This window comes from Kangiella geojedonensis, assembly GCF_000981765.1.
GTDB lineage: Bacteria > Pseudomonadota > Gammaproteobacteria > Enterobacterales > Kangiellaceae > Kangiella > Kangiella geojedonensis.
Window position 1 is genome coordinate 1,460,618 of sequence record NZ_CP010975.1, and the last position, 24,741, is coordinate 1,485,358.

Annotated in this window: 20 protein-coding genes; 4 read left to right on the forward strand and 16 right to left on the reverse strand. The window is 42.1% G+C overall.

What is annotated here, in order from left to right; genetic code table 11:
• Positions 1–4: 4 nt before the first annotated feature.
• The 4 genes from egtB to cysG all read right to left on the reverse strand — a co-directional run bounded on the left by egtB (position 5) and on the right by cysG (position 4,751).
• Complete coding sequence (gene egtB, locus TQ33_RS06500) at positions 5–1,303, reverse strand: ergothioneine biosynthesis protein EgtB (RefSeq protein WP_046561333.1); 1,299 nt, start codon at positions 1,301–1,303, stop codon at positions 5–7.
• 42 nt (positions 1,304–1,345) lie between these two features.
• Positions 1,346–2,137 carry a PhzF family phenazine biosynthesis protein gene (locus TQ33_RS06505; RefSeq protein WP_046561334.1) on the reverse strand — a complete coding sequence of 264 codons (792 nt, stop codon included), beginning with the start codon at positions 2,135–2,137 and terminating at the stop codon, positions 1,346–1,348.
• A 133-nt stretch (positions 2,138–2,270) separates the two neighbouring features.
• A complete protein-coding gene (cysK, locus tag TQ33_RS06510; RefSeq protein ID WP_046561335.1) occupies positions 2,271–3,236 on the reverse strand; it encodes a cysteine synthase A in 966 nt (321 codons plus the stop codon).
• 3 nt (positions 3,237–3,239) lie between these two features.
• A complete protein-coding gene (cysG, locus tag TQ33_RS06515) occupies positions 3,240–4,751 on the reverse strand; it encodes a siroheme synthase CysG (RefSeq protein WP_228640054.1) in 1,512 nt (503 codons plus the stop codon).
• A 127-nt stretch (positions 4,752–4,878) separates the two neighbouring features.
• Between cysG and TQ33_RS06520 the strand changes: the two genes are divergently transcribed.
• Positions 4,879–5,889, forward strand: a complete 1,011-nt coding sequence (locus TQ33_RS06520; protein ID WP_046561337.1) for a LysR substrate-binding domain-containing protein — start codon at positions 4,879–4,881, stop codon at positions 5,887–5,889.
• A gap of 80 nt (positions 5,890–5,969) precedes the next feature.
• Here TQ33_RS06520 and TQ33_RS06525 read toward each other — a convergent pair whose 3' ends face one another.
• The 8 genes from TQ33_RS06525 to TQ33_RS06560 all read right to left on the reverse strand — a co-directional run bounded on the left by TQ33_RS06525 (position 5,970) and on the right by TQ33_RS06560 (position 17,021).
• The gene (locus TQ33_RS06525; protein ID WP_046561338.1) at positions 5,970–6,683 is read right to left on the reverse strand and encodes a phosphoadenylyl-sulfate reductase; all 714 of its coding nucleotides are present in this window, start codon (positions 6,681–6,683) and stop codon (positions 5,970–5,972) included.
• 18 nt (positions 6,684–6,701) lie between these two features.
• Positions 6,702–8,411 carry an assimilatory sulfite reductase (NADPH) hemoprotein subunit gene (gene cysI / locus TQ33_RS06530; RefSeq protein WP_046561339.1) on the reverse strand — a complete coding sequence of 570 codons (1,710 nt, stop codon included), beginning with the start codon at positions 8,409–8,411 and terminating at the stop codon, positions 6,702–6,704.
• A complete protein-coding gene (locus TQ33_RS06535) occupies positions 8,411–10,264 on the reverse strand; it encodes a diflavin oxidoreductase (protein WP_046561340.1) in 1,854 nt (617 codons plus the stop codon). Before TQ33_RS06535 ends, cysI begins: the two co-directional genes overlap by 1 nt.
• A gap of 219 nt (positions 10,265–10,483) precedes the next feature.
• A complete protein-coding gene (locus TQ33_RS06540; protein WP_046561341.1) occupies positions 10,484–11,260 on the reverse strand; it encodes a ferredoxin--NADP reductase in 777 nt (258 codons plus the stop codon).
• Between the two features lie 183 nt (positions 11,261–11,443).
• Positions 11,444–12,382 carry a methylenetetrahydrofolate reductase gene (gene metF, locus TQ33_RS06545; RefSeq protein ID WP_084616937.1) on the reverse strand — a complete coding sequence of 313 codons (939 nt, stop codon included), beginning with the start codon at positions 12,380–12,382 and terminating at the stop codon, positions 11,444–11,446.
• A complete protein-coding gene (gene metL, locus TQ33_RS06550; RefSeq protein WP_046561342.1) occupies positions 12,382–14,772 on the reverse strand; it encodes a bifunctional aspartate kinase/homoserine dehydrogenase II in 2,391 nt (796 codons plus the stop codon). Before metL ends, metF begins: the two co-directional genes overlap by 1 nt.
• Positions 14,765–15,952 (reverse strand): cystathionine gamma-synthase, encoded by a 1,188-nt coding sequence (gene metB / locus TQ33_RS06555; RefSeq protein WP_046561343.1) that lies wholly within the window; start codon positions 15,950–15,952, stop codon positions 14,765–14,767. The genes metL and metB overlap by 8 nt, the downstream gene beginning before the upstream one ends.
• On the reverse strand, positions 15,921–17,021 hold the full coding sequence (locus TQ33_RS06560) for an alpha/beta fold hydrolase (RefSeq protein WP_046561344.1): 1,101 nt from the start codon (positions 17,019–17,021) through the stop codon (positions 15,921–15,923). The genes metB and TQ33_RS06560 overlap by 32 nt, the downstream gene beginning before the upstream one ends.
• 209 nt (positions 17,022–17,230) lie before the next feature.
• On the opposite strand from TQ33_RS06560, the gene metJ reads away from it, so the two are divergent.
• Entirely contained in the window at positions 17,231–17,533 is a 303-nt protein-coding gene (metJ, locus tag TQ33_RS06565; RefSeq protein ID WP_046561345.1) for a met regulon transcriptional regulator MetJ, read from the forward strand.
• A 135-nt stretch (positions 17,534–17,668) separates the two neighbouring features.
• Here metJ and TQ33_RS06570 read toward each other — a convergent pair whose 3' ends face one another.
• From TQ33_RS06570 to TQ33_RS06585, 4 genes are all read right to left on the reverse strand, one after another.
• Complete coding sequence (locus TQ33_RS06570; protein ID WP_144405957.1) at positions 17,669–18,589, reverse strand: class I SAM-dependent methyltransferase; 921 nt, start codon at positions 18,587–18,589, stop codon at positions 17,669–17,671.
• Between the two features lie 37 nt (positions 18,590–18,626).
• Entirely contained in the window at positions 18,627–19,682 is a 1,056-nt protein-coding gene (nadA, locus tag TQ33_RS06575; RefSeq protein WP_046561346.1) for a quinolinate synthase NadA, read from the reverse strand.
• A gap of 176 nt (positions 19,683–19,858) precedes the next feature.
• Positions 19,859–20,986, reverse strand: coding sequence for a M14 family metallopeptidase (locus tag TQ33_RS06580; protein ID WP_046561347.1), 1,128 nt, complete (start codon positions 20,984–20,986; stop codon positions 19,859–19,861).
• 94 nt (positions 20,987–21,080) lie between these two features.
• Positions 21,081–22,346, reverse strand: a complete 1,266-nt coding sequence (locus tag TQ33_RS06585) for a TonB family protein (protein ID WP_046561348.1) — start codon at positions 22,344–22,346, stop codon at positions 21,081–21,083.
• Positions 22,347–22,621: 275 nt separating this feature from the next.
• Here TQ33_RS06585 and TQ33_RS06590 point away from each other — a divergent pair, with 275 nt between their 5' ends.
• On the forward strand, positions 22,622–23,311 hold the full coding sequence (locus tag TQ33_RS06590; protein ID WP_046561349.1) for a winged helix-turn-helix domain-containing protein: 690 nt from the start codon (positions 22,622–22,624) through the stop codon (positions 23,309–23,311).
• A complete protein-coding gene (locus TQ33_RS06595) occupies positions 23,311–24,738 on the forward strand; it encodes a sensor histidine kinase (protein ID WP_071841101.1) in 1,428 nt (475 codons plus the stop codon). The genes TQ33_RS06590 and TQ33_RS06595 overlap by 1 nt, the downstream gene beginning before the upstream one ends.
• The last annotated feature ends 3 nt before the right edge of the window (positions 24,739–24,741 follow it).

Sequence of the window (24,741 nt, forward strand, 5' to 3'; positions counted from 1 at the left end):
CTCCTTAGAGGTCTTTCGCTAGGCGAATACCTGAAAACTGCCAACGAGCATCAGGGTAAAAAAAGTTGCGGTAGCTGGCTCTGATATGCTCTTGTGAGCTAACGCAAGAGCCACCACGAAGTACATATTGATTTGCCATAAATTTCCCATTGTATTCACCGACATCACCAGCCAGAGGCTGGTAACCGGGGTAAGGACTGTAGCTACTGGAAGTCCACTGCCATACCTGCCCGTATAACTGCATCACCTCATCACTTGATTGGGTTTGCGCTGACGGATTTAAGTTACCCGACTGCAAGAATGGCCCCTTGAGACTTTGTGATGAAGCCACCCTCTCCCACTCCTGCTCGGTCGGCAAGCGCGCGCCTTTCCATGTGGCAAAAGCATCAGCTTCATAATAACTGACATGTGTTACAGGTTCATTTAAAGCTAAGGGCTGAGGTCCGTGCAAAGTGTAATAATGCCATGCACCATCTCTTTTAAACCAATACAAGGGAGCATTCCACTTTTCTTGGCACTTAACTGCCCAGCCATCGCTTAACCAAAGTTCTGCTTGTTCATAGCCTCCTTGCTCAATAAACTCAAGGTACTCAGCGTTGGTTACTAAACGGTTACTGACTGCAAAACCCTGCAAGTAATGCTGGTGCTGTGGTGATTCATTGTCAAAACAAAACTCATCCTTTACACCATCTCCTAGCTTTTTCCCAATAACACAAAGCTCAGGTTGATACTCTAGCCACTTATGCGCTACAACTTTTGAGTGACTACTTTTATTTTGAACATGCTTGTGTGAATAACTAGGCAGTAGCGGATTCTGGTAGAAGTTGTACTTTAAGTCAGTCAACAATAATTCTTGATGTTGCTGTTCATGGTGAACTCCCAAGACAACTAATGGCAACATTTCTAGTAGTCGCCCGCTCGCCTTAGACTCTAACAATGCCATCATTCTGTTGGTGACATTTTCTCGGTATTTAAAGACTTCTGTTACGGTCGGTCGTGATAAAAGATGTCGGTTTGGGCGAAGAAACTGCTCGCCTACAGAGTTATAGTAAGAATTAAACAAGTATTCAAACTCAGGATGGTAAGGCACAAAATCAGGTTCAAAGCACTTTAATATGAAGGTTTCAAAAAACCAACTGGTATGAGCCAAGTGCCACTTAATAGGACTGGTCTCAGCCATCGCCTGCAAATTGTAATCTTCAATTTCCAACTCCTGGCATAAACGTTCCGTTAACTTACGGACGGAGTTAAATTGCTTAGTAATTTCCTCAATACGAGTCTCGGATTTAACCTTATCCAGCATTCAGCAACCTTAATGTGTTGTTAGTCCACTCTCTAAACCATCTTAACGCTCGATCTCAACATTACCAGATATCCAGACGTCTTCTCCTTCAATACGCCCAATCAGCTCAGCGCCTTCAATAGAGTATTGTCGAGCCTTAAAGTTACATTTATTTAAATGTTGATGCCAGTAACTGACTAACACTCTATGCGCTGAACCAGTTGCCTTGTCTTCAAGAACACCGTGTTGCGGCGCAAAGTATCGAAAATTATAATCATAATCAGAGTTACTGCTTTGCTGGGTTGCTATTACAGCTCTTTGGGTTTTCTCCATCAAAATATCCGGCTCTACCACTAAATCGCTTAATGCCATATCTCGCGGCCACTCCATGACCCAATACCCATCCTCGGGGCCTGCTTTAGAAACCTTGCTGGGCTTCACGTTAAAGCAGTCACTGAGCCAAGTTGGCGCGCTAACCTCTGTTGCTTTTAATTCCCTAAAAGCAATTTCCAGATTATTTTGATGAGGGTTATATTGACAAGAGACTAGGCTATCACGCGTTAATAAGTTAAAGGATTCGTATTGACTGTCTTGAGCAATAACTTTTGCGCTGGCTAATAACCCATGACCACAGAGTTGAATTTCATGAGTTGTGTTATAGAAGCGAATCTCAAATTGCCGTTCGTTTAGCTGATAAATAAAGCAAGTCGCAGGAGCAGCTTCCTCCTTAGCAATACGTTGCATATCATGACCACTCAGCCTTTCTATAACTTTATAGACGACGGCGCTTGTGCCTCGTAAAACTTCCGTAGCAAATACTCGCACTTGAAACCGTCGAGGTATCGATTGTTGCATCACTCGTATTCCTAAAACTGAATTAATCACATTATGCGTCGTTCACAATCCAACATCAAACGGATACAAAAAAGCCCGCATAACGCGGGCTAGAGAGTCCCATTAGACAGGCGTCTAAAGGTTTGCAAAAAAATTATGACTCCAAGGTTGCAAGAATCTCTTCATCAGATCCTTCATCAATATCGTCAAACAAGAAAGTACTTAAATAACGCTCTCCAGTGTCCGGTAGCATGGCTAGAATGTTTGAACCTTCTGGAGCATCTTGGGCGGTTTCTAGGGCTGCTGCAAAAGTTGCACCAGAAGAGATACCACAGAAAATACCTTCATTACGTGCCAAAGCCAATGATGTATCACGAGCGACCTCATCAGAAATAGGAATGACTTGGTCATATATTTCTTGGTTCATAACATCAGCCACAAAGTCTGGTGTCCAGCCTTGAATTTTGTGCGGTTGCCACTCTTTACCCTGTAAAAGTGAAGCCACTTCAGGCTCAGTCGCAATGATTTTAATATCAGGACGCGCTACTTTTAACACTTCGCCTACACCAGTTATCGTGCCGCCAGTACCATAACCACTGACAAAATAGTCTAACTTTTCATTAGCGAAAGCTCGTAAAATTTCTGGAGCCGTAGTGTTTCTATGATACTCAGGATTAGCTTGATTTTCGAACTGACGAGCCAAGAACCAATTGTTTTTCTCAGCCAACTGCTCAGCCACTTTAACCATACCAGTACCGCGTTCTGCAGCTGGTGTTAACACCACCTTTGCACCCAATGCACGCATGATCTTACGACGCTCAACTGAGAAGGTTTCAGTCATCACAGCAACAAAAGGGTAGCCTTTTGCTGCGCATACCATTGCCAAAGCAATACCTGTATTACCAGATGTTGCTTCAACCACAGTTTGACCTGGCTTAAGCAAACCTTTCTGCTCTGCATCATTGATAATGGCAAAAGCTAAACGATCTTTAACTGATGCCAACGGATTAAAATATTCCGCTTTAACGTATAAATTAACGTGCTTAGGTCCTAAGCGGTTGACTTTTACGATTGGAGTATTACCAATCGTATCCAAAATCGAATCGTAAATTCTAGTCATTGTCTATACAGCCTCTTTGATCTTTTCTTGATAACTTTTCTGAACGACTTTCTCGTTATATTCTGCAAGAATACTATCACTGACACGTTCAGCTTCTAATAATTCACTGTGTGGATACCAACCAAGTTTATTAGCCAGTGCAGCCACTTCGCCAATCACGATTAATGATGGCGATTTGATGTCGTGCTTGAGCACCAGCTCAGGAAGTTGTTTGAGACTCCCCGTGATCACTCTTTGTTGCGGCAAGGTTCCATTTTCGATAACTGCGATAGGGGTTGATCCATCGCGACCATGCCTCATTAATTGCTCAACAAGGACTTCATTACGCAACAGTCCCATGTAAACCGCCACGGTTTGACGCTCACGCGCCAGACTCTTCCAATTTAGTGTATCTTCAGACTGCTTACAATGTGCCGTAATAAACATCACTGTTTGGGAGTGATCACGATGAGTTAACGGTATACCAGCATAACTTGAACAGCCTGAAGCTGCTGTGATGCCAGGCACGACTTCATAGTCTATTCCGGCAGCTACAAGCTTCTCTAACTCTTCGCCACCACGACCAAAGATAAAGGGATCACCACCTTTTAACCTTACTACTGACAAGCCTTGCTGCGCATATTTAACCAATAATTGGTTGGTTTCTTCTTGCACCACACTATGTTTTTTTGCGCGCTTCCCAACATTTACCAATGTGGCATCTCGTCGAACTAAATCAAGAATGCCGTCTGATACAAGAGCATCATGCAAAACAATGTCCGCTTTCTGCAAAATCTTTAATGCTTTAATGGTCAGTAAGTCTGGATCACCAGGGCCTGCGCCAATTAAGAACACTTTACCCGAGCGCACAACACTTCCTTCATACAAAGCAACAGTGCTTTCAAATTCCTGAGTCAGTGCATCAGGTTCCTCAATAGCACGTTCTATATACCACTCAGAAAAATCGCGCTTACTTTTTAAATCCTGAAACTTTTTTTTTACACTGGGCCGAAACTCTTTCAACCGCTTTAACAGGCCACCCAAATTAGTTGGTAATATCCATTCTAATTTTTCACGTATTTTACGCGCTAGAACTGGAGAAACACCTCCAGTTGATACGGCCACCAACAATGGTGATCGATCAACAATAGCTGGCATAATAAAAGTACTGAGCTCTAAATCATCGACCACATTAATCCAAATATTATGCTCTCTAGCTATATCGCTGACTTCTTGATTCAGTTCTTGATTGTCAGTAGCGGCTACAATTAGGTAGTTACCCGCGACTAAACTTTCGTCGAAAGCCTGCTCAAATAACGTTAATTGATACTCTTCAGCGAGTTTCCTGATTTCATCATTAAAATCTAGCGCAACCAAGGAAACTTTAGCGTCAGCTTTAAGTAAGCTCTTTAATTTACGGCAAGCAATTTCTCCCCCACCAACAATGAGGCATTGCTGCTCTTGCAGTCGAACTGTTATTGGGAAATATTCCATAGGATTGACACGCTGACCGTTTAGATGGCTATATCTAAACATTTATAAGCACTAGACAATAAATAATCTTTTGGCGCTTCTTTATAACCAAAAAGCATATACGGGTTGCCTTTGGCCATCTATACGTATACTATCACTGTTTTTAAGGGGTTTTAAAGAAGTAATCGTTATGAAGCTACAGCAACTTAACTATCTCATTGCTATTGCTGACAACAATTTAAGCATTACAAAGGCAGCTGAAAAGCTTTACACCTCTCAGCCAGGCATTAGTAAGCAGTTAAGATTGTTGGAAAGTGAGTTAGAGACAAAGATTTTCGAGCGAAACGGCAAGCAGCTCGTCGGCATTACAGAACTGGGTGAAGAAGTTATCAATCGCTCACGTAAAGTACTGCATGAAATTAATCATATAAAGAATATTACTAGTCTGGCGAATCAAAGCGACTCTGGTAACTTTTCGATAGCCACAACACAGACGCAAGCTCAATATGTGTTGCCAAAAGTATTTTCTAACTTTCATAAGCGCTATCCAAACTTAACCATTGATTTACAACAAGGGACCTCCGACCAAATATTATCCCAACTGCAAAAGCAAGAGGTTGACTTTGCTATCGCTTCAGGAAATATCGACCTAGGGACAAATATTGTTAAGATTCCATGCTTTCAGTGGGACAGAACAATACTGTTCCCTCACGATCACCCTCTCGGTGACTTAAGAAAGATTGAGTTGTATGATCTGGCTAAGTACCCTATCGTCACTTACCCATTTATGAGTAGTGCGAAAAATTCAAGCTTAACTAGTGCCTTCAAGAAACAACAGCTTGAACCCAATATTGTCTTTACCGCAAGGGATGCTGATGTCATTAAAACTTATGTACGTAATGGTTTTGGTATTGGCATAATAGCCAGCATGGCATTTTCACCTAAGCAGGATCGTGACCTGCTTGGCTATTCCACAAAAGATATTCTGCCTCGTTGCACAACTTGGTTAGCGTTTAATAAAAATATTTTCTTGAAGAAATATATGAAAGACTTCATTAATTATTTCGCGCCACACATTACCAGCGAACAGTTGAGTCAGTATATCCACCAAGACTATACCTCTTCTTTGCAACTAGCGAATACGGTTGAGGAAGAAAAGGATGAGAAGCCATTACCAATGCACCAAATGTGGCATATCTAAAAAATCATCTCATTCTTGGATCTCATAAAAAGAGGCAGCTCCTAGCTGCCTTTTTACGCAGAATACAACAGTAAAGAATTTTATAAACCAGACAAAGTGTCCACATGCAGTCCGCATTCGCGAACAATGCCGCCAAATCGGGTATCCTCTTCGTCCATATCCGCGCTTAAGGGAATGGTACTGTGAGTATCCCCAATAGAGACATAGCCTTTCTCCCACAGAGGATGGTATGGTAGCTCATATTTTTTTAGGTACTCATGAATCATTTTATTGTCCCAATCAATGATTGGATGGACCTTAATCCGTCCCTTAAAGGACTGAATCACAGGCAACCCTTTGCGAGAACTTGATTGTTGTCGCCTCAATCCTGAAAACCAAGTGGTAACATTTAATTCATCGAGCGCTCTATCCATAGGTTCAACTTTATTGCGTTGATTATAGTCCTTAATCCCTTGCTCGCCTTTTTCCCAAAGCTTGCCGTAACGCGCTTCTTGCCAAGCGGCACTGATGTCACTTTGGTATACCTTTAGGTTCAAACCAAGTCGCTCAGTTAATTCATCGATAAACTGATAGGTTTCAGTAAAGAGATACCCCGTATCAACCAAGATGATCGGAATATCAGGTTTTACTTGAGTTAAAAGATGCAAGCTCACTGCCGACTGAGCGCCAAAGCTTGAAGCCAAAGCATAGTTCTCAGGTAAGTGTTCTAAAGCATACTCTACCCGCTGTTGCGCGGTTGCCAACTCCAGTTTACTGTTAACCTGTTCAAACCATGACTTATTAAGCAAAGACATCACGTCTCCTTAACTAGGCTACTGTCCATGGAAATCTGTACCACTGTGTACAGCCTTCACGTAACCCTGACGAATCACATAATCCCCAAAAAACTCCCCATCTTTCCTACCCATGGCATAGCTTTCAAAAATCGGATCAAGCTCACTCAATATTTGTTCTTCGTTAATATTCTCACGATAGAGTTTATTGACACGGTCACCTTGATGGCTAGCACCTAAATACAAGTTATATTTTCCCGGTGCTTTTCCGACGAAGCCAATCTCACCTAGGTATGGGCGAGAACAGCCATTAGGGCAGCCTGTCATACGTATATTGATTGGCGTTTCAGAAATACCATATTTCTGGAGTTTTTCTTCGATCTTATCCATTAATGTCGGCAAATAACGTTCAGCTTCTGCCATCGCTAAAGCACACGTTGGGAAAGCAACACAAGCTAAAGAGTTTAAGCGCGTTGGAGTTTCAGACTGCCCAATGCTAATGTTATGTTCATCAACCAACTTTTGGATCGCTTCTTTATTGCTTTCAGAAACATTACTAATGATCATATTTTGATTCGGCGAACAGCGAAACTCACCATCGTGAATGTCTGCGATTGCTCTTAAACCTTTAAATACTTGAGACTCGTCCGTGTCCTTAATACGTCCGCTATGAATGTATAAGGTTAGATGCCAATGACCATCATCGGTTTTAATCCAACCAAAACGGTCGCCATTATGGTCAAACTTAAAGGGTCTGGCTTGCTCTAAGCTAAAGCCTAAATACTCACAGAGCGTCTCTTTAAAGCCCTCAACCGTTAAACGATCAACCGTATACTTTAAACGTGCTAACTTCCTCACTTCACGATTACCATAGTCTCGCTGAACTTTGAGAATGTTTTCAACGACATTTAGGGTATCCTCAGGCTTGCTAAATCCAATTACTGTTGCAGCACGAGGGTAAGTCTCTGGATCGTTGTGAGAACTCCCCATACCGCCACCTACCAGTATGTTAAAACCCAGCAACTTTTCGCCTTCAGCAATGGCAACCAAACCAATATCGTTAGCGTAAATATCAACATCATTATAAGGTGGAACAGCGATGGCAATTTTAAACTTACGAGGCAAATAAGTACTGCCGTAAATGGGTTCTTCTGTGGTTTCTACTTTCTCACCATCCAGCCAAATTTCGTGGTAAGCATTAGTATTTGGCAATAAGTGCTCGCTAATTTTTTTAGACCACTCATAAACCTCAGTTTGTAGCTTTGACGTTTCATACAAAGGATTAGCCATCACATTACGATTAACATCACCGCATGCTGCGATCGAATCAACCAATGCAGTATTAATCCCAGCTATGGTCTTTTTTAAATCACGCTTAAAAATGCCATGCCACTGAAATGTTTGACGCGTGGTTAGACGTAAACTGCTATGACCATATTTCTCAGCGATATCAGACAAGACCTTATACTGTTCTGAGGTTGCGATGCCACCTGGAAGACGCGCACGAATCATGAAAGAGTACAAAGGCTCTAGCTTTTGTTTGCGACGTTCTGCACGCAAGTCCCGGTCATCCTGCATATAGGAACCATGAAACTTAATCAGCATTTGATCGTCATCGGCAATCGCACCTGTGACTTCTGCTTTTAAACTTTCCTCTAAAGTGCCGCGTAAATAATTACTATTAACTTTTATCGTTTCAACTTCAGAGTGACGTTTTGGATCATATTCTGTGGGTTTTACTTTGCTCATTAGTAAATATCTCTCTGGTAACGATTGTCGAGTTTCAGTTGCTTTAAATACTGCTTAGCTTGCTCTTCGTCTTTGCCACCTTGACGTTGAATGATCGACAACAGAGCTAGCTCTACATCTTTTGCCATGCGATGCATATCACCACAGACATAAAAGTAAGCACCCTGCTCTAACCATTGCCACACTTCGGCTGCATTTTCTAAAAGCTTTTGTTGTACATAAACTTTCTCACCATTCTCCGAGTCTCTAGAAAAAGCTAAATCCACTTTAGTTAGGGTTCCGCTTTTTAAGTAGTTTTGGATCTCAACCTGATAAAGAAAGTCTGTATTAAAGTAAGGGTTGCCAAAGAACAACCAATTTTTACCGGTGTTCTCAAGCGCCTCTCGGTGTTGCAAAAAAGCTCTAAACGGTGCTACACCAGTTCCTGGCCCCACCATAATTACTGGCTCTTCCGCTAGCGGTAATTTAAATTTAGGGTTCTTTTCAACAAAGACATTAACCTCATCCCCTTCATCTATATCCTGGGTCAAAAAGTGACTAGCAAGCCCATAACGTTGACCAAACTGATTCGTGGTCGCGACATGGTTTAAAGTAAGGTGAACTTCATCAGGCGTCTCTTCCAAGCTTGAGGAGATAGAGTACAAACGCGGCTTGATGGGCTTTAAAAGATCAACGAGTTGCTGTGCGCTGATGGTCGGTTTAGCAATATGCAGCACATCCACGAACTGGTGATGGTCGATAAAATCACCAAACTCATTATCAACAATATTCTGCAGTTCTTCGCTTGGCGACAGCTCCAGCAGTGCTTTTACAGACGGCTTGTTAACTAAAGTCAATTCTACTTTTTCTGTTAAGCATTTCTCTAAAGTACTGCTTTGACCTTTGTAATCGACTGTAGAGCCTGCATCGAGACTCAGTAATTTAATCACTTCACTGACCAACTCAGCTTTGTTGTGAGCAATAATACCCAATGCATCACCTGGCTCATAAACTAGATTTGAGTCTGTTAAATCAATCTCGATATGATAGGTTTCTTTTGGAGAGCCCTGCCCTGTAATGCGCTGAATTGTCTCTACTGTTGCAGCAAAAGGATTATTTTTATCGTAAATGTTGGCTGCTGGCGCCACATCAGTTTCAGTGGAGATAACGTCGACTACTGAGTTGGCAGAGTCTCCGCCAAGCGATGTCACATAATCTTTCAAAGATGCTGTTACTTGACTCACCCAATCTTGCGCCGAATCTTCATAATCGACGTCACACAGAACAGGCGCTTGCAATGAAACTGAGCCGCCGTCAGATAATGCTTTGTCAAAATCTTTTGCCGTTTGGCAGAAGAATTCATAACTAGAATCCCCCAACCCCAATACTGCATGCTTAATTCCCTCTAACGACGGACGTTTTTTAGCGCCTTTCTTGCTGAGCAAAGCTTCGTGAAGCTCAATCGCATCATCTGGTGGCTCACCCTCTCCATGAGTTGATGCGGTGACCAATATCGCTGAGTAGTTCGCTAACTCCTTAAGCTTGATATCTAAAGTTGACTTCAGTACAGCTTCAACACCATTGCTGGATAAGCTCTGATGTAGCGCTTCGGCCACTGCCTGTGCATTGCCAGTTTGCGAAGCATACATAACCAGAGCAGGCTTAAGCCTACTCTCAGTCGACACCGGGGTACCTAGCGAAGGTTGCGTTGGTTTAATTGCAACAGCGGAGTTATCGACACCTTCCAATAACCCAGCACAGTAGCCACTTAACCAACTAAGCTCTTGTGCATTGAGGCTCTTAATTTTGCTTATCAGTTCGTCGCCAATAAGTTTACTTGCTAACCAATTTGGTTGTTGTTCTTTCGCAGTCACAGTCTTTAGGTCTTTTATTCACAATGACTGCTATTATTGGTGTATAGACGTCTATTCTCTACAAATTAACCACTATAAATGTATGCCATCTGGTTATATGGACTCAATAAAATCTTAGTCAATAATGTAGGTATGCCGAGTGCAGGTACAAAAAAGCCCCGAAAACGGGGCTCTTTAGAAAGTAAATGTTATAACTTTTAGCAATTTAAGAACCGAGCTTTACTCCACAAATGCTCGCTCAATGACATAATCACCTTGAACACCCATTTTTGGGCTGATTTCAAAGCCTTTGTCATTTAGCATCTGCGAAAGATCTTCAAGCATCGCTGGGCTACCACAAATCATCGCTCTATCGTGCTTAGGATCAAGTTTGTCCAATCCTAAGGTTTCTTCTACTTGCCCATTCTCTAGTGCATGAGTCAATCGGCCCTGATTCTGATAAGGCTCACGAGTAACGGTAGGATAATAGAGTAGCTTTTCAGAGATAATATCCCCCAAGTATTCGTGGTTTGGCAAGTCCTGCATTATCATTTCTTGATAGCACAGCTCGCTGACAAAACGGACACCATGACACAGAATAACTTTATCAAACTTCTCATAAGTTTCTGGGCACTGAACGATGCTCAAGAAAGGCGCTAAACCAGTTCCAGTAGCTAGTAAATACAAGTTACGACCCTGCTTAAGATCATCAACCACCAAAGTACCAGTGGGCTTTTTACTCACCATAACTTCATCGCCAGGTTTCAGGTGCTGCAGACGCGAGGTCAACTTTCCGTCAGGAACTTTAATACTAAAAAACTCAAGGTTTTCTTCGTAGTTAGGGCTAGCAATACTATACGCACGCATAACCTTCTTACCGTCTTCTAGTGGCAAACCAATCATAATGAACTCGCCATTACGGAAGCGTAAACTTTGATCTCGTGTGGTTTGGAAGGTAAATAAGGTGTCGTTCCAGTGTTTTACGGACAATACTTTTTCAATATTTAAGTTACTCATGAGTTCCACCATTCGGAGGATTTAGCCGAATTATATAAGAATACATTCTATTTGCAAACGATTCTCAATAAGGGGATTAACACCTTTGGATAAGTATTTTTAATCCGAGCACTAGAGTCGTCTGCTACCCAATATATGAGCAACAGACTTTATAGCTTTTATATTGCCTTTGCAACAATATTATCAAGCTGCGGGTGTTAAGCACCTTTTGCCTAGGCTATGACAAATTGCATAAGTTAAATCAGCACGGTTTAAGGTATAAAAGTGAAAATCGCTAACGCCCTCTTTAACCAGTAGCTTGACCTGTTCAATGGCAATGTGTGAGGCAATTAAACGACTGGTCTCAGGATCGTTTTGTAAGCCGTCATAAACTTTATACATCCAATCAGGAATATCTACTTGTGTAAACTTAGCGAACTTTTGTAGCTGCGTGAAGTTAGTCACGGGCAGGATTCCAGGTGTTAAATCAATCTGTAAATCATGGTTCTGACATTGGTCACGAAACCTTAAGAACTTTTCTGCGCTAAAGAAAAATTGACTAATGGCACGACTGGCACCAGCGTCCACTTTCCGCTTCAGGTTATCTAAGTCAGCTTTAGCGGTTTCTGCCTCAGGATGAACCTCTGGATATGCGGCGACACTAATTTCAAAATCATGGAGTTGCTTTAGTTTATATACTAAGTCAGTAGCATACTTAAAATCTCCCTGCTCAGCTTCCTGCCCAAGATCGCCGCGTAACGCCACAATATGACGAACACCTTTTGACCAATAATCTTCTGCAATGGATTCGATTTCTGCTTCTGTTGAACCAATACAGGTTAGATGCGGCACAGCCGTCAGCTCGGTCTCTCGAATGATTTTAGTGATCACATCGTGAGTTCTAGACCGTGTACTTGCTGCCGCACCATAGGTTACCGACACAAAGTCGGGACTTAACGGCTCAAGCTTTTTAATGCTCGACCACAAAGTCTTTTGCATCTCAGGCGTATTGGGAGGGAAGAATTCAAAAGAAACGTTAACTTTCCCATCCAAATCCGCTATTTGTTGATTAAGAAATTCAGCGATTCGCGCTTCTTCATAAGACGGTTTTGCTTTGTTTGATGTAATCACTGGATTGGACATTAATGCCCCCTCAGTAAATCACATAAGTCGTTCAGCACCCCGCCCGCAGTGACTTCTCGTCCGGCTCCAGGTCCCTGAATAATCAAAGGATTATCTTTGTACCAGGCACTAATCACCTGGAAAACGTTATCGCACGGGTTTAACGATGCAAACGGATGAGACTTGTCGATAAACTCCAACTTCAATGACAGCTTTTGTGGCGTTAACGTGGCGATATAACGAAGCAACCCATCTTTTGCTTTAGCTTGATCAAGTAACCCTTGATAATAGGTATTAATGGCCTCACTTTTTTGCCAAAACTCCACAAGCTCCCCTTCGAGCAACTCATCAGAAATCGCCGCTTCAAAATCCTCAGGAGCATCTTCAAAGCCTAGTTGTTGTGCCAAAATCCTAATTTTCCTAATAACATCGTTGCCCGACAAGTCCTCTCTCGGATCCGGCTCGGTGTAGGCATTATCTTGTGCAACCTCCAATAAATTTGTAAACGACTTAGTACCATCGAATTCGCTAAATAACCAAGACAAGGATCCTGAGAAAATACCGCTCACTTCTTCAATTTGGTCACCCGCTTCATGCAAGTTCTTGATCGATGCTTGTATCGGTAAGCCAGCACCAGCCGTGGTGTTCTTTTTCCAAATTCGACGATTGTCTTCTAATACTGATTCAACTTGTCGCGCATAGTCTTTATCCGAAGCGGCTATTTTATTGGCAGAGATAATGTGCCATTTATTTTCAGCAAACCCTTTATAACGGTCTGAGATACTTTTACTCGCCGTAACATCAACAATAATCAACTCACGTCCTGCATAACGCTCTAGCCAACTGAATATTTGGTCATCAGTATTATCGTTACCGTTACTTAACAAGCCATCAATATTATCAAGCGCTAAGCCATTCGATTCACAGACAAAGCGCTTGCTATTGGCTACCGCTAGAATTTGAATCGAACGGTTAAGGCTTTGGCCTAAACGTTCAGCCCCTTTATCTACTAACTCGATAACCTTTTTCCCAATATTGCCGTAACCAAGTACAACGATAGGTACTGTCGGCTCTTGGTAGAAGAAACTGGTATGCAGATCTCTTAATAACCCCTCGGCATGCTCATCATCAATAACAACTGACAGACTATGGCTGTTATTCGGGTAATGGATTTCTTGAGTATCAAATGAACTCAGGCGACGAATGAAACGCTCTATGATACGTTTATCTTGACGGATATTTTGACCAACTAATGAAATTAGCGTCATGTTTGATAGCAGTACCGATGGATAATGCTGCATCGCTTTAATGGTTGAAGTTACACTAAAGACATCACTCTTCTCAATATAAAACGTCAACTTATGTTGAGTAATATCATAGCCGTTAACGTAGCTAGCGATGCTCTTTTCTGCAATTTTCTTTTGAATACGGCGAGCTTGCAGCTCATCAATCGAGTGGACACAGACTTTGTTTAGCTTTGACTTAAAGGTAATGGTCTTCACTCGGTTGGTTGGTGTGATTTCTTGAGACACTACCGTCCCTGGCTCATTCGGTTTATCGAAACTTTTGATATGGACACTTCCTTTATAAGACAGTAAAGGAAGCACCGTTTTTTCATGTAACACGTTAGCACCTAGCTCTGACAAGGCCTGAGCTTCGCACAAGGTCAAACTTTCAACCAACAAAGGCTTACTAATGATTTTTGGATCCGCTGTATAAATACCGCTCACATCTGTCCATATAGTAATACTTGGTGCATTTATTAGATTGCCTAGCGCTGTTGCGGAGAAGTCACTGCCGTTTCTACCCAGCGTTGTTTTGTTCAGCTCCTGATCTAGAGCAATATATCCAGTCACCACAAAAACGGAGTCCGGCTCAGAGGAATACAATTGACCTAGAGCCTTATCTGCAAAGCTTTGATCAAACGGATACTGGTAGGTGTCGGTATTTAATTTTAAACATCGACAACTGTCGATAGCTTGAGCTTTACACCCCTTTAGGCTCAGCACATTTGACAAAATTAACGATGACCAAGCTTCGCCATAAGCCAAAACATCACTTTGCGAGTAATGACTCTGTTCAATAAGCGTTTCGATAGCTTTAACATCAAGCTGGATCTGTTTTAGTATTTCTTGACTAAAACCAACGCTGGCCTGAAGACCAGTAAAGTATTCCAGTAAAATACTGCCACTTGGGATGCCTCCTTCAATAAGCGCCAATAACCAGTTGGTTACATTGCCGTTCGCAGACACCACCACAACATCTCCCGGAGATGCTTGCGATTTGACAATCTCTGACACAGCTTCAATAGATTCAGCAGTGGCTAAACAAGTGCCACCAAACTTATGAACTTTATAGCCGCCTGCTTTATAATTCTTTACTGCACCAACAGCATAATTTTCATCAGCCATTGCTCACCTCTTTGTTTACTGCCGTTGTATTCAAGGATACTTTTTCAAAAGCCTGGGTAAGGTCGCTGAGTAGATCATCAAGCTCTTCAATACCCACTGAGACACGCAAAAGTCTTGGCGTGATACCTGCTTCAACTTGAGCAGCTTCATCCATGGCAGCATGCGTCATGGTTGAGGGATGACAAATCAAACTTTCTACACCACCTAATGACTCAGCTAACGGGAACAGTTTTAGTTCTTTAATAAACTGCGCTAAAGTTTCTTGATCAAAACTTGTCGTAAAGGACAGCATTGCACCAAAGCCTTTCTGTTGCTTACGTGCAATCAGGTGACCTGGGTGATGTTCCAAGCCTGGGTAATAGACGTTATCGACCAGTGAGTGTTTATCTAAAAACTCAGCGATTGCCTGAGCATTTTCTTCATGTTTCTTAATACGAATACCTAAGGTACGAATTCCCCGAGTCGTGATAAAACTATCGAAAGGCGATGCAGTAATACCGATACAATTAGCCCACCATGCAACTTGTTCAAACAAGTCTTCAGTTTTAGCGACAACTGCACCGCCAACCACATCGCTGTGTCCATTAATGTATTTAGTAGTTGAATGGATCACTAAATCAGCCCCTAGCTCTAAGGGTTTTTGCTGAATAGGAGACAAGAAAGTGTTATCCACCACTTTAATCACTGTGTCGCCTGCTTGCGTACAAAGTTTCTCAACATCCACGATTCGCAACAGAGGATTACTCGGAGTTTCGATCCAGACAATTTTTGGCTTTTCAGCTAACGCTTTTTGGTACGCTTCATCATTGCCCTGATCAACAAACGTTACTCGACACCCTCCTTTTTTAGCTAGCGACGTAAACAAACGATAAGTTCCGCCATAGCAATCATGCGGCACTACCACTAAATCACCTGGCTCTAGCAATTGTGTGACAAGGTGAACTGCCGACATGCCACTTGATGTAACTACCGCTCCGGCACCACCTTCTAACTCTGCTAGGCAGTCGGCCAGCACATCGCGAGTTGGATTACCGGAACGACTATAATCATACTTTCTAGGACTACCTAACCCTTCAAACGTGTAGTTGCTCGATAAATATAAAGCTGGAGTTACTGCACCATACTGTTCATCAGTTTCGATCCCTGCCCTAACAGCTTGCGTAGCTTGTTGATGACTCATCACTTTCTCCCAATATCTTTTTCAATAATTTATTTAACTGATCAAATTCTTTTAAAAACGCGTCGTGACCATAAATTGATTCAAGACGATAAAATTCTGATTTTCCTTTAATATTCTGCGCAAGCCTGCGCATAGACTCGTAACTGACTAAACGATCATTTGGGACGGCAATGAAACTACAGTCACATAAGATTTCTTTAGGACTCACGTTATGAGCATCGATTGAATCCAATAATGCTTCGTAGTTACCAATACTGGTTTTATTCGCAAACTTCTGACCTTGGTGATTTAAGTAACTGTAAATGGTTTGGTCATAGTTAATCACTTTGCCCAAAGGTGTTTGAGTTGCTGGGTCAATAAACTGTGTGTCAAAAACTTCATCCGTACGATAAAACAAAATCGACAGCTGCCGTGCTAAAGACAAAGCTTGATGCTTTTGTATCGAGTTATCAGCTAACTCAAAGATGCCTTTCTGGATTGATCTTATTGCGCGCGCTGTATGAGTACTTCGATCACTCGCAGAAATACAGGTAAACTGTTCAATATTGGCTTTAAATTGCTCCGCAAAGCTAAGGCCAACCATACCGCCATAAGAACTGCCGATAATTTTGATGGGCTTATGTATGCCCAACACATCGAGCAAATGCTTCAATACAACCGCTTGATCTGAAGGTGTTAAGTTATACCCAAGCTTGTTTCCAGCCGATGATTTAATCGCCACGCGACTGATATAATTAAAAGACACAATGCAATGCTCATCAGTGTCCAAAGCCCTGTTAGCTCCTTCTAACTGACTCCACCAACCTAGTTGCTCGCTGCTTTTATCCTTAACCGTAGCCTTGTTAGTATTATTTTCCTTAGTTCCCAGCACATACCTATCAGCCGTGATTCCACCCAACACCACAATTACAGGGCAAGCTAAATTGCCATAAATCGAATACTCAATATCAAGGGGGCTGGCCACAGGCCCAACCGCTAAGGCTAGTTTCCCCCTTACAGCAATAGAGTCATGTACCACTTCAGCTGGTAACTGTGAGTCACTCATTGTCTTATTTGTTGCTACCGCCATGATATTCGTCCGCTATAAACATATAACCTTATGGAATATAAGTACTTTTTGGATTATGATATGCGCTGCTATAAAAACACATCGCCAAACACTTAAGCGTTTAGACGTCCAAACGTCTAGCCATAATAGTGTCACAACTTTAAAAGTCAAGATGTTTAGGCGTCTTAATGTGTGTATAATTTCGATGACTAACTAATTTCGAGGTGAACATGAGTAAGAAATGGAATGGGGAATTTATTAACCCTTACGTAGAGCACGGTGAGAAAAAAGATAAAGTAAAGAAAATTACTGTTTCTATTCCCTTTTCTGTATTGAAAGTATTAACTGATGAGAGAACGAGACGTCAGATCAATAACTTAAGACACGCCACAAATAGTGAACTGTTGTGCGAAGCATTTTTACATGCTTACACTGGACAACCTCTTCCAACAGACGAAGATTTACAGAAAGACAAAGATGATTATGTCAAAGAGATGATAGCGTTAAGCAAAAAAGTATCTGAAGCAGAATAAATATTTAGATAGGTTGCTGGGGTTGCAAGTATATTAAGAGACATGCTCGCTCTAAATAGACTTTTTATTTAGCTTTATAGCTATTTTGACTCTCAATAAAAAAGGCTCCAGAAGGAGCCTTTTTTTTGATACTTCTTATTTCTTAGCGGGTTTTACAAACTTTAGAGTCATGCGATCACTCTCACCAATCTCAAGGTATTTGTCTTGGTCTTCTTCACCTAACCTTAAGCTTGGTGGTAACGTCCAAACACCTTTGGGGTGATTAGCTGTATCTTTAGGATTCGCGTTAATCTCTGAGCTCGCAACTAACTTGAAACCTGCATCCTGGGCAACATCAATCACAAACTGTTGATGCATATAGCCACTGGACGCTTTCTCATCCTGCTCCTGTGACGCAGGCAAGCGATGCTCTACAACGCCAAGCACACCACCTGGCTTTAATGCTTTGTACATCGCTTTGAAGCTATCAACGGTGGCTTCACGACCACCTCGCAACCAGTTATGTACATTCCGGAAAGTTACCACAGCATCCGCTGAACCCTCCGGTGCAATATCAAACATCTCCGGCGGCTGGAATGTCGTAATTTCAACATTACCGTAAACATCGGACTCAACGTCCATTTTGCGTTCAAACTTAGCACGACCGTTGCGATAGTATTCAACCTCGCTATCGGGATCAAAATGAGCAGCGTAAAGCTTGCCCTGAGGGCCCAATAATGGCGATAAAATCTCAGTGTACCAACCGCCACCAGGTGCTATTTCGACCACAGTCATTCCTGGTTTTATACCAAAAAACTCTAAAGTCTCTTGTGGGTGACGGTATTGATCGCGTTGCTTATTTTTATCTGACCGATGGCCTGCGGTGAGCAATTCTTCCCATAGGCTGATCCCATCAGACTTTTCTACCACAGCGTCGACGTTTGCCTCAACTTTTTGCTCAACACTCGCTTTAGCTTTTACTTCGCCGCTGGCTTGGGCTTTCGCTTCCGTATTCGCTGCATCAGAACAACCTGCCGCTAGCACTAATGCTAAAGCGCTGAATGTCAGTTTTTGCATGGTTTGACTCCTAGTGACTTCTTATAAGATGTATTTACTAGATGTTACTTTTAACTTCTGACTGTATAGTCTTAGCGAAGTTGACCATCTTTTCAAGGGGAATCAATGCTTTTTCTGCCAACGCTTCGTCAACAAAGATTTCTTTATCATTACCTTCGAAAACCTCAGACAAAACATGCAAAGCATTCATCTTCATCCAAGGACAGTGCGCACAGCTACGACATGTAGCGCCCTCGCCTGCCGTTGGAGCAATGATAAGTTCCTTACCAGGCGCCTGCTGTTGCATTTTATAGAAAATCCCTTTATCTGTAGCGACAATCATTTTCTTTTGAGGCAACTCGTTGGCCGCTTTAATGATTTGAGAGGTAGAGCCTACAAAATCGGCTAAATCGACAATCTCTTGCGGCGACTCAGGGTGCACAAGCACCGCAGCATCTGGATGCAATGCCATAGTCTGCTTCAAAGCATTCGTTTTAAACTCATCATGCACAATACAGGCTCCTTGCCATAACAGCATGTCAGCACCGGTTTTCTGCTGAATATAACGTCCAAGGTGTTTATCTGGCCCCCAAATAATTTTCTTTCCTTCCTCAGCCAAGTGCTCCAATACATCGACGGCAATACTCGAGGTTACCACCCAGTCTGCACGTGCCTTAACGGCTGCTGAAGTATTGGCATAAACAACCACCTCTCTGTCTGGATGCTGGTCACAGAACTCACTGAACTCTTTAATCGGGCAACCTAAATCCAAAGAACAGGTCGCCTCAAGTGTTGGCATTAAGATTCGCTTTTCTGGGCTTAAGATTTTAGCTGTTTCTCCCATGAACTTAACACCAGCAATAATCAATGTATCAGCTGCATGCCTAGCACCGAATTTTGCCATTTCTAGGGAATCACCAACAAAACCACCGGTTTCTTCGGCTAAAGCCTGAATATCGGGATCCGTATAATAATGGGCAATTAACACCGCATTATTGTGCTCCAGCAAAGCTTTTACTTTTGCTATATGGCTATCTTTTTGTTCAGGGCTTAATTCAAGCGGAGGTTTCGGGAATGGAACGTCAATATCCACTGAGGTAATTACGTTGGTCATCGCTACCAAAAAAGTCTTAGATCATTAGAGTATTATATAACACTAAGTGGATAACTGATAAATAATTCTTAGATCGTTGATTTATAAAGGCTTGTAAGAGGTTATTAAGGGAGACGTCTACAACTGATAAACAAAAAAGCGCCCGAAGGCGCTTTATAAGTCTAACAACTGGAGCCCTATCGTAACTTATCAATCAGCTGATAAATCGGGTTCAATAATGTTTGACCTAACACATAACTACGCTCACCTGACCACCCGGTTTCTGAGTTTGGTAAGTTAGCGTTATCTTTAAAAGGCATTTCTAGTGTATATGATAAGCAATTAAATTCTTCACCAACCCACGCATTTGCAACGGTTAAGTTGGCTTTACCAGGCTCATCTTTGTCGTAGCCAAACTTATCCTGAAAGTCTGGATTTACTGACATTAAGATTGATTTAAACTCGTCTTCAAGCTCTTTGACTTTAGAAGAGTAGCTCGGTACACCTTCTGTACCAGCGACGAATACGTAGGGTAGCGCTTCATCGCCATGCAAGTCCAAATAAGCATCAACGCCAGTCTGTTGCATTGCTTGACGAACGTGATAAACCTCAGGACTCTTTTCTAAAGAAGGGTTTTGCCATTCACGGTTTAAGTTAGCACCGGCGGCGTTCGAACGTAGATTACCACGATAACTACCGTCGACATTCATGTTTGGTACCACATAAAAAACGGCTTTTTCAAGCAAACTACGAGAAAGCGCATCAGTAGGATCCAATAAACGTTCAATCAAACCTTCTGCACACCACTCTGCCATCGTTTCTCCAGGGTGTTGGCGTGCTGTAATCCAGATCTTACGTTCTTTAGACTCGTTGCCGATAACTAACAAGTCCATATCCCTTCCGTCTACAGTTTCACCAATAATACGGTGCTCACAATCCTCAGATAATTGTGCTACTTGAATCAGGTTTTGGTGGCGCTCGTACGAATAAGGCTCGAAGTAAGAGAAATAGACAGTGGCTTGCTCGAACTGATGCTTAAACTTCAATGTCTTATCAGCAGTAAATTCAGTTTCAACCCGAAACCAATATTGTCTATCGTACGAAGCAACTGCTTGGTAGTTTTCCCAGCCATCGACGTATGAACAATCTTTAGCATTGAGTATTTCAAAGCCGTATTCTTTACCAACTTCACCATGAGCCTTGAAGTGGAACCATTGCTTGAACTCACTATTAGAGTCAGCTGGAATATTAAGTGTGATGTTTGATGTGTCATCCGTTGATACAACTTCGATATTACCGCTATCAAATAAACTATTTATTTTCATAGGCCCTCAATATGCTTGTGCAAACCTTGAACATTAATGGAATATACTAACAAAAAAGGGGCCAGCAGGCCCCTTTGAGACTTAATCAATTATTCTACATTTGTGGTGCAGGAATTGAAATACTCACCGTTGTCTTAAATGTTTCACCTGGTAAATTTTCTGGCATCGCTGGGAATGGTACTGAATCAAATAATGCATTCATAACAGCATCATCCAAAATCTTCTCACCAGAACTACTCACTAAGCTACCACCGACTAATTCGCCGTCTCTATCAACTTCAATACTGATAGAAACATTACCGTGAGTCTTTCCTTCGCGAGGTCTCATCAAAGCTGACTTACCATGACGACGTAGAATATCACGCTGTGGGTATTCGAAATATGGAACATAATGAGCTCCAAGCTCACCTGAATACTGCTCTCTCATGCTAGCAAGCTCTGCAGCAGTTGGGCCTTGTGCTTTTTGCGCCTCTTCAGCAGCTTTCTGTTGCTCAGCAAGTTGTCTCTTTGCTTCTTCCAACTCAAGACGCAAACGTTCTGCTTCAGCGTTTTCTTCGGCTTGCTGTTCAGCTTCGGCTTGTTTTTTCTGTTCTTCTAACTGCTTTTCTTGCTCAGCAATCTTTGCCTGCTCTTCTAGTAGCTGCTGTTGCTCTAATTCTCTTTGTTTACGCTCTTCCTCTTCACGCTGTTTACGCTCCTCTTCTTCACGCGCAGCAATGGCAGCTTGGTCGAATTTAGCGATACGAGATGACGATGGCTGGATCTCTGCAAAACGGGCTACTAAGTCGGCACGCTGTGCACCAGATATATCACCCAAGATAGCATCCTTAAACTCGGAACTTGGTGGGCGCTCTCCAATCCATGTCCTTAGAATTAAAGCGAATGCTTCAGGATCCGTACGACCAACTTCAGAACCATTAATACTGATCACTGTCGCGACTGATGGTAATAAATCAATCGTAACCACATCTCCGCTGACTAAATCTTGATCCATCACTGTAGCAAAGTCTCGGACTGATTTAGCGTTGGCTAACACATTACTCGCTTCATTATTGTTTTTGATACGCTCGATCCAGAAACGCTTTAAGCGTCTGCCAGATAAGTTGTCAGCAAGAACCTTGATCTCCATCCTCTTGGCGCCGGATGAAGTGATTGCTTCATCTGCGTCATCCGTTTTATTGACTAAATACAATCCGTTAAGAAACCACTCGTTTCTTAATTCGCTATGCACTCCTAGTCCATTCAATTCTAAAGTCGTTCCTGAAACTGTTGTTTGCTCAGCGGCAACTGACAGTTGAGCCGCTAAAGTAAGCACCAAAGCAGCAAAGGAGTAAGAAATAATTTGAGTAAGTTTTTTCATCTAAATGCAGCCATTATTAGTCGAGAAACATCATTATTGTCAAAAATTATGACACAGTTCATATTGTAAGAGTTTAGTATTTAATTGCAAGTTTGAATTTCGCTGATAAACCTTTGATTTATAATGACTTTAATTTCGGGCGACAAATAGCTCTTTTAATTGATTTGTAAAATTATTATCTCTATTACAGCTTTAGTTAACTTAAAACATTGACCTTCGCTCAGAAATAAGGCAGTTTATCTCACCTCCGAGGTATATTCAGATAAGTTTAATTTATGAACGACATAATTCTTCTGGTTGAAGATGATGAAAAGCTGTCAGGCATGATCGCTGACTTTCTTCGCTCACATAATTTTAATGTAGTGGTTGAAGGTCATGGTAACCGTGCTATCGAGTTCATAGAGCAAAACCAGCCTCGCGCGGTCATACTGGACGTCATGCTTCCAGGTACTGATGGCTTTACTATTTGCCGCACAGTTCGTCCTAAGTACCAAGGACCTATTTTGATGCTAACCTCTCTTAGCGATGAAATTGACGAAATCGCTGGGCTAGAAAACGGTGCTGATGATTATCTCTCAAAGCCGGTAAAATCTCATGTCCTTTTGGCTCACTTACGCGCCTTACTAAGACGAGTCGAGTCCGATGAGCCGGTACAAAACCAAGATAAAATCATCAATGCCGGAAACATTGCCATCAATGCCCAAAATCGAAGTGTCATGTGTGATTCTAAGGAAGTTCATCTTACTACCGCAGAGTACAACCTATTGTGGTTATTGGCCGAGCGTTCCGGAGAAGTCGTTAGCCGTGAAGAGCTGCATCGCAAAACATTCAAATTAGAATATGATGGGACAGATAGAAGCATTGACTTAAGAATTTCAAGACTTAGACGAAAGCTTGGAGATGACCCTAAATTGCCTTATATTATTAAGACAATTCGTGGTGAAGGATATCTTCTCGCCATATAATGAAACGAAGTTTAGCCCTACTGGTCATTCTAATAGCAGTAAACCTTTGTGGTTTTATCGCTATGTACTATGTCTATTTTCCGTGGATGGAAAAAATTGACAACCAGGAAAAACAAGAGTCTATTTTATCAGATATTAGATTTCTCAACTTTCGTTTATCACTCTTAGACTACAGCTACTCACCACAAACCATTGCCAAAGCCGAGCACGAGCTCAATGCTAAAATCACCGCTACCACGCGGGAACAACTTGGAATGGAGCCAGCAAACTTCCAAGCCTTAAAAGACAATCGCTACGGTATCAATATGGCTCGGCCAGAAGGCCCGCTAGCTTACTTGCTGCTAAATGACGACCAAACTATCTTGGCCGTGGGTCCCTACCCCAAAAATGATGATTCTATCAATCTTAGAGATTGGTTATTTTATTTGATCATTCTTCTGATATTCAATGCAATTGCCGTCTTGATCGTTTATCGCCATGTGAATGAATACCTTAATGTCGCAATCAGAGCTATTCGCGAATTAGATTTAACGGGATTACGTCTCAAGCCAATTAAATCTCCCTTAACAAACATTGCCGTCAACACCCCTAGAGTTGTTAATCATATCAATGGGTTAAGTAAGCAACATCAACAAAGTCTTTACAATCAAAGAGACCTAATGCACGCTGTCGCACATGAGTTTAGAGGTCCTATGGCAAGGCTGAGTTTTGCGTTGGACTTATTTGCTCAAACGGATTCAGAAAGCCGCCAAAAGGAACTCACTAATGATATGGATGAAGCGCTTCAAGAGCTTGATGACTTGGTCAAAGAAGTGCTTGGGTATTCACGGTTAAAGGATGGTCGTTTTCCTTTAAGTTTGGAACATTTTGACCTGAAGAAAGTCTGCGCTCAAACCATTGAGAAGGTCAAAACCATTTATCCTGAAAAACAGTTTGTTCTTTATTCAGATCCGCCAAAATCCATCCCGCTTTATGCTGATTGCAACCTCATCGAGCGTGTGATGATTAATTTGATCCGCAACGCAGCTCGCTTCTCAAATAAGCGCGTTAAAATCGCACTAGTACCCTTCAAAAATAGTATCGAAATACGGGTGGAAGACGATGGGCCAGGCATACCTCCCGGTAAAAGGACTCGTATTTTCGAGCCATTCACCCGTCTTGACTTTAGTCGTAACCGTGACTCCGGCGGTGCAGGACTTGGTCTTGCGATTGCCAAAGGTATCGTCAATCGCCACCAAGGAACCATTTGGGCTGAAGACAGTAGAGAATTAGGCGGCGCTGTATTTACAATACACATGCCGCTGAAGCAAAAGTCGCCCATTATTGAGGCTGAAGACGCACTAAAAGGCTCTTCTAAAAAGAAAAAGAAGCTAAAGAAAAGCTCCGCATTTGATAAGTTTAGAAAAAAACGACGAAGCCAAGATTAATCC

What these genes read in the sequence shown, in the direction of transcription:
- TQ33_RS06505 (WP_046561334.1), bottom strand. Translation starts at nt 2,137, where the DNA reads ATGCAACAATCGATACCTCGACGGTTTCAAGTGCGAGTATTTGCTACG.
- metL (WP_046561342.1), bottom strand. Translation starts at nt 14,772, where the DNA reads ATGGCTGATGAAAATTATGCTGTTGGTGCAGTAAAGAATTATAAAGCA.
- metF (WP_084616937.1), bottom strand. Translation starts at nt 12,382, where the DNA reads ATGTCCAATCCAGTGATTACATCAAACAAAGCAAAACCGTCTTATGAA.
- TQ33_RS06560 (WP_046561344.1), bottom strand. Translation starts at nt 17,021, where the DNA reads ATGGCGGTAGCAACAAATAAGACAATGAGTGACTCACAGTTACCAGCT.
- cysK (WP_046561335.1), bottom strand. Translation starts at nt 3,236, where the DNA reads ATGACTAGAATTTACGATTCGATTTTGGATACGATTGGTAATACTCCA.
- TQ33_RS06525 (WP_046561338.1), bottom strand. Translation starts at nt 6,683, where the DNA reads ATGTCTTTGCTTAATAAGTCATGGTTTGAACAGGTTAACAGTAAACTG.
- TQ33_RS06520 (WP_046561337.1), top strand. Translation starts at nt 4,879, where the DNA reads ATGAAGCTACAGCAACTTAACTATCTCATTGCTATTGCTGACAACAAT.
- nadA (WP_046561346.1), bottom strand. Translation starts at nt 19,682, where the DNA reads ATGACCAACGTAATTACCTCAGTGGATATTGACGTTCCATTCCCGAAA.
- TQ33_RS06580 (WP_046561347.1), bottom strand. Translation starts at nt 20,986, where the DNA reads ATGAAAATAAATAGTTTATTTGATAGCGGTAATATCGAAGTTGTATCA.
- TQ33_RS06585 (WP_046561348.1), bottom strand. Translation starts at nt 22,346, where the DNA reads ATGAAAAAACTTACTCAAATTATTTCTTACTCCTTTGCTGCTTTGGTG.
- cysG (WP_228640054.1), bottom strand. Translation starts at nt 4,751, where the DNA reads ATGTTTAGATATAGCCATCTAAACGGTCAGCGTGTCAATCCTATGGAA.
- TQ33_RS06570 (WP_144405957.1), bottom strand. Translation starts at nt 18,589, where the DNA reads ATGCAAAAACTGACATTCAGCGCTTTAGCATTAGTGCTAGCGGCAGGT.
- metJ (WP_046561345.1), top strand. Translation starts at nt 17,231, where the DNA reads ATGAGTAAGAAATGGAATGGGGAATTTATTAACCCTTACGTAGAGCAC.
- cysI (WP_046561339.1), bottom strand. Translation starts at nt 8,411, where the DNA reads ATGAGCAAAGTAAAACCCACAGAATATGATCCAAAACGTCACTCTGAA.
- metB (WP_046561343.1), bottom strand. Translation starts at nt 15,952, where the DNA reads ATGAGTCATCAACAAGCTACGCAAGCTGTTAGGGCAGGGATCGAAACT.
- TQ33_RS06595 (WP_071841101.1), top strand. Translation starts at nt 23,311, where the DNA reads ATGAAACGAAGTTTAGCCCTACTGGTCATTCTAATAGCAGTAAACCTT.
- TQ33_RS06540 (WP_046561341.1), bottom strand. Translation starts at nt 11,260, where the DNA reads ATGAGTAACTTAAATATTGAAAAAGTATTGTCCGTAAAACACTGGAAC.
- TQ33_RS06590 (WP_046561349.1), top strand. Translation starts at nt 22,622, where the DNA reads ATGAACGACATAATTCTTCTGGTTGAAGATGATGAAAAGCTGTCAGGC.
- egtB (WP_046561333.1), bottom strand. Translation starts at nt 1,303, where the DNA reads ATGCTGGATAAGGTTAAATCCGAGACTCGTATTGAGGAAATTACTAAG.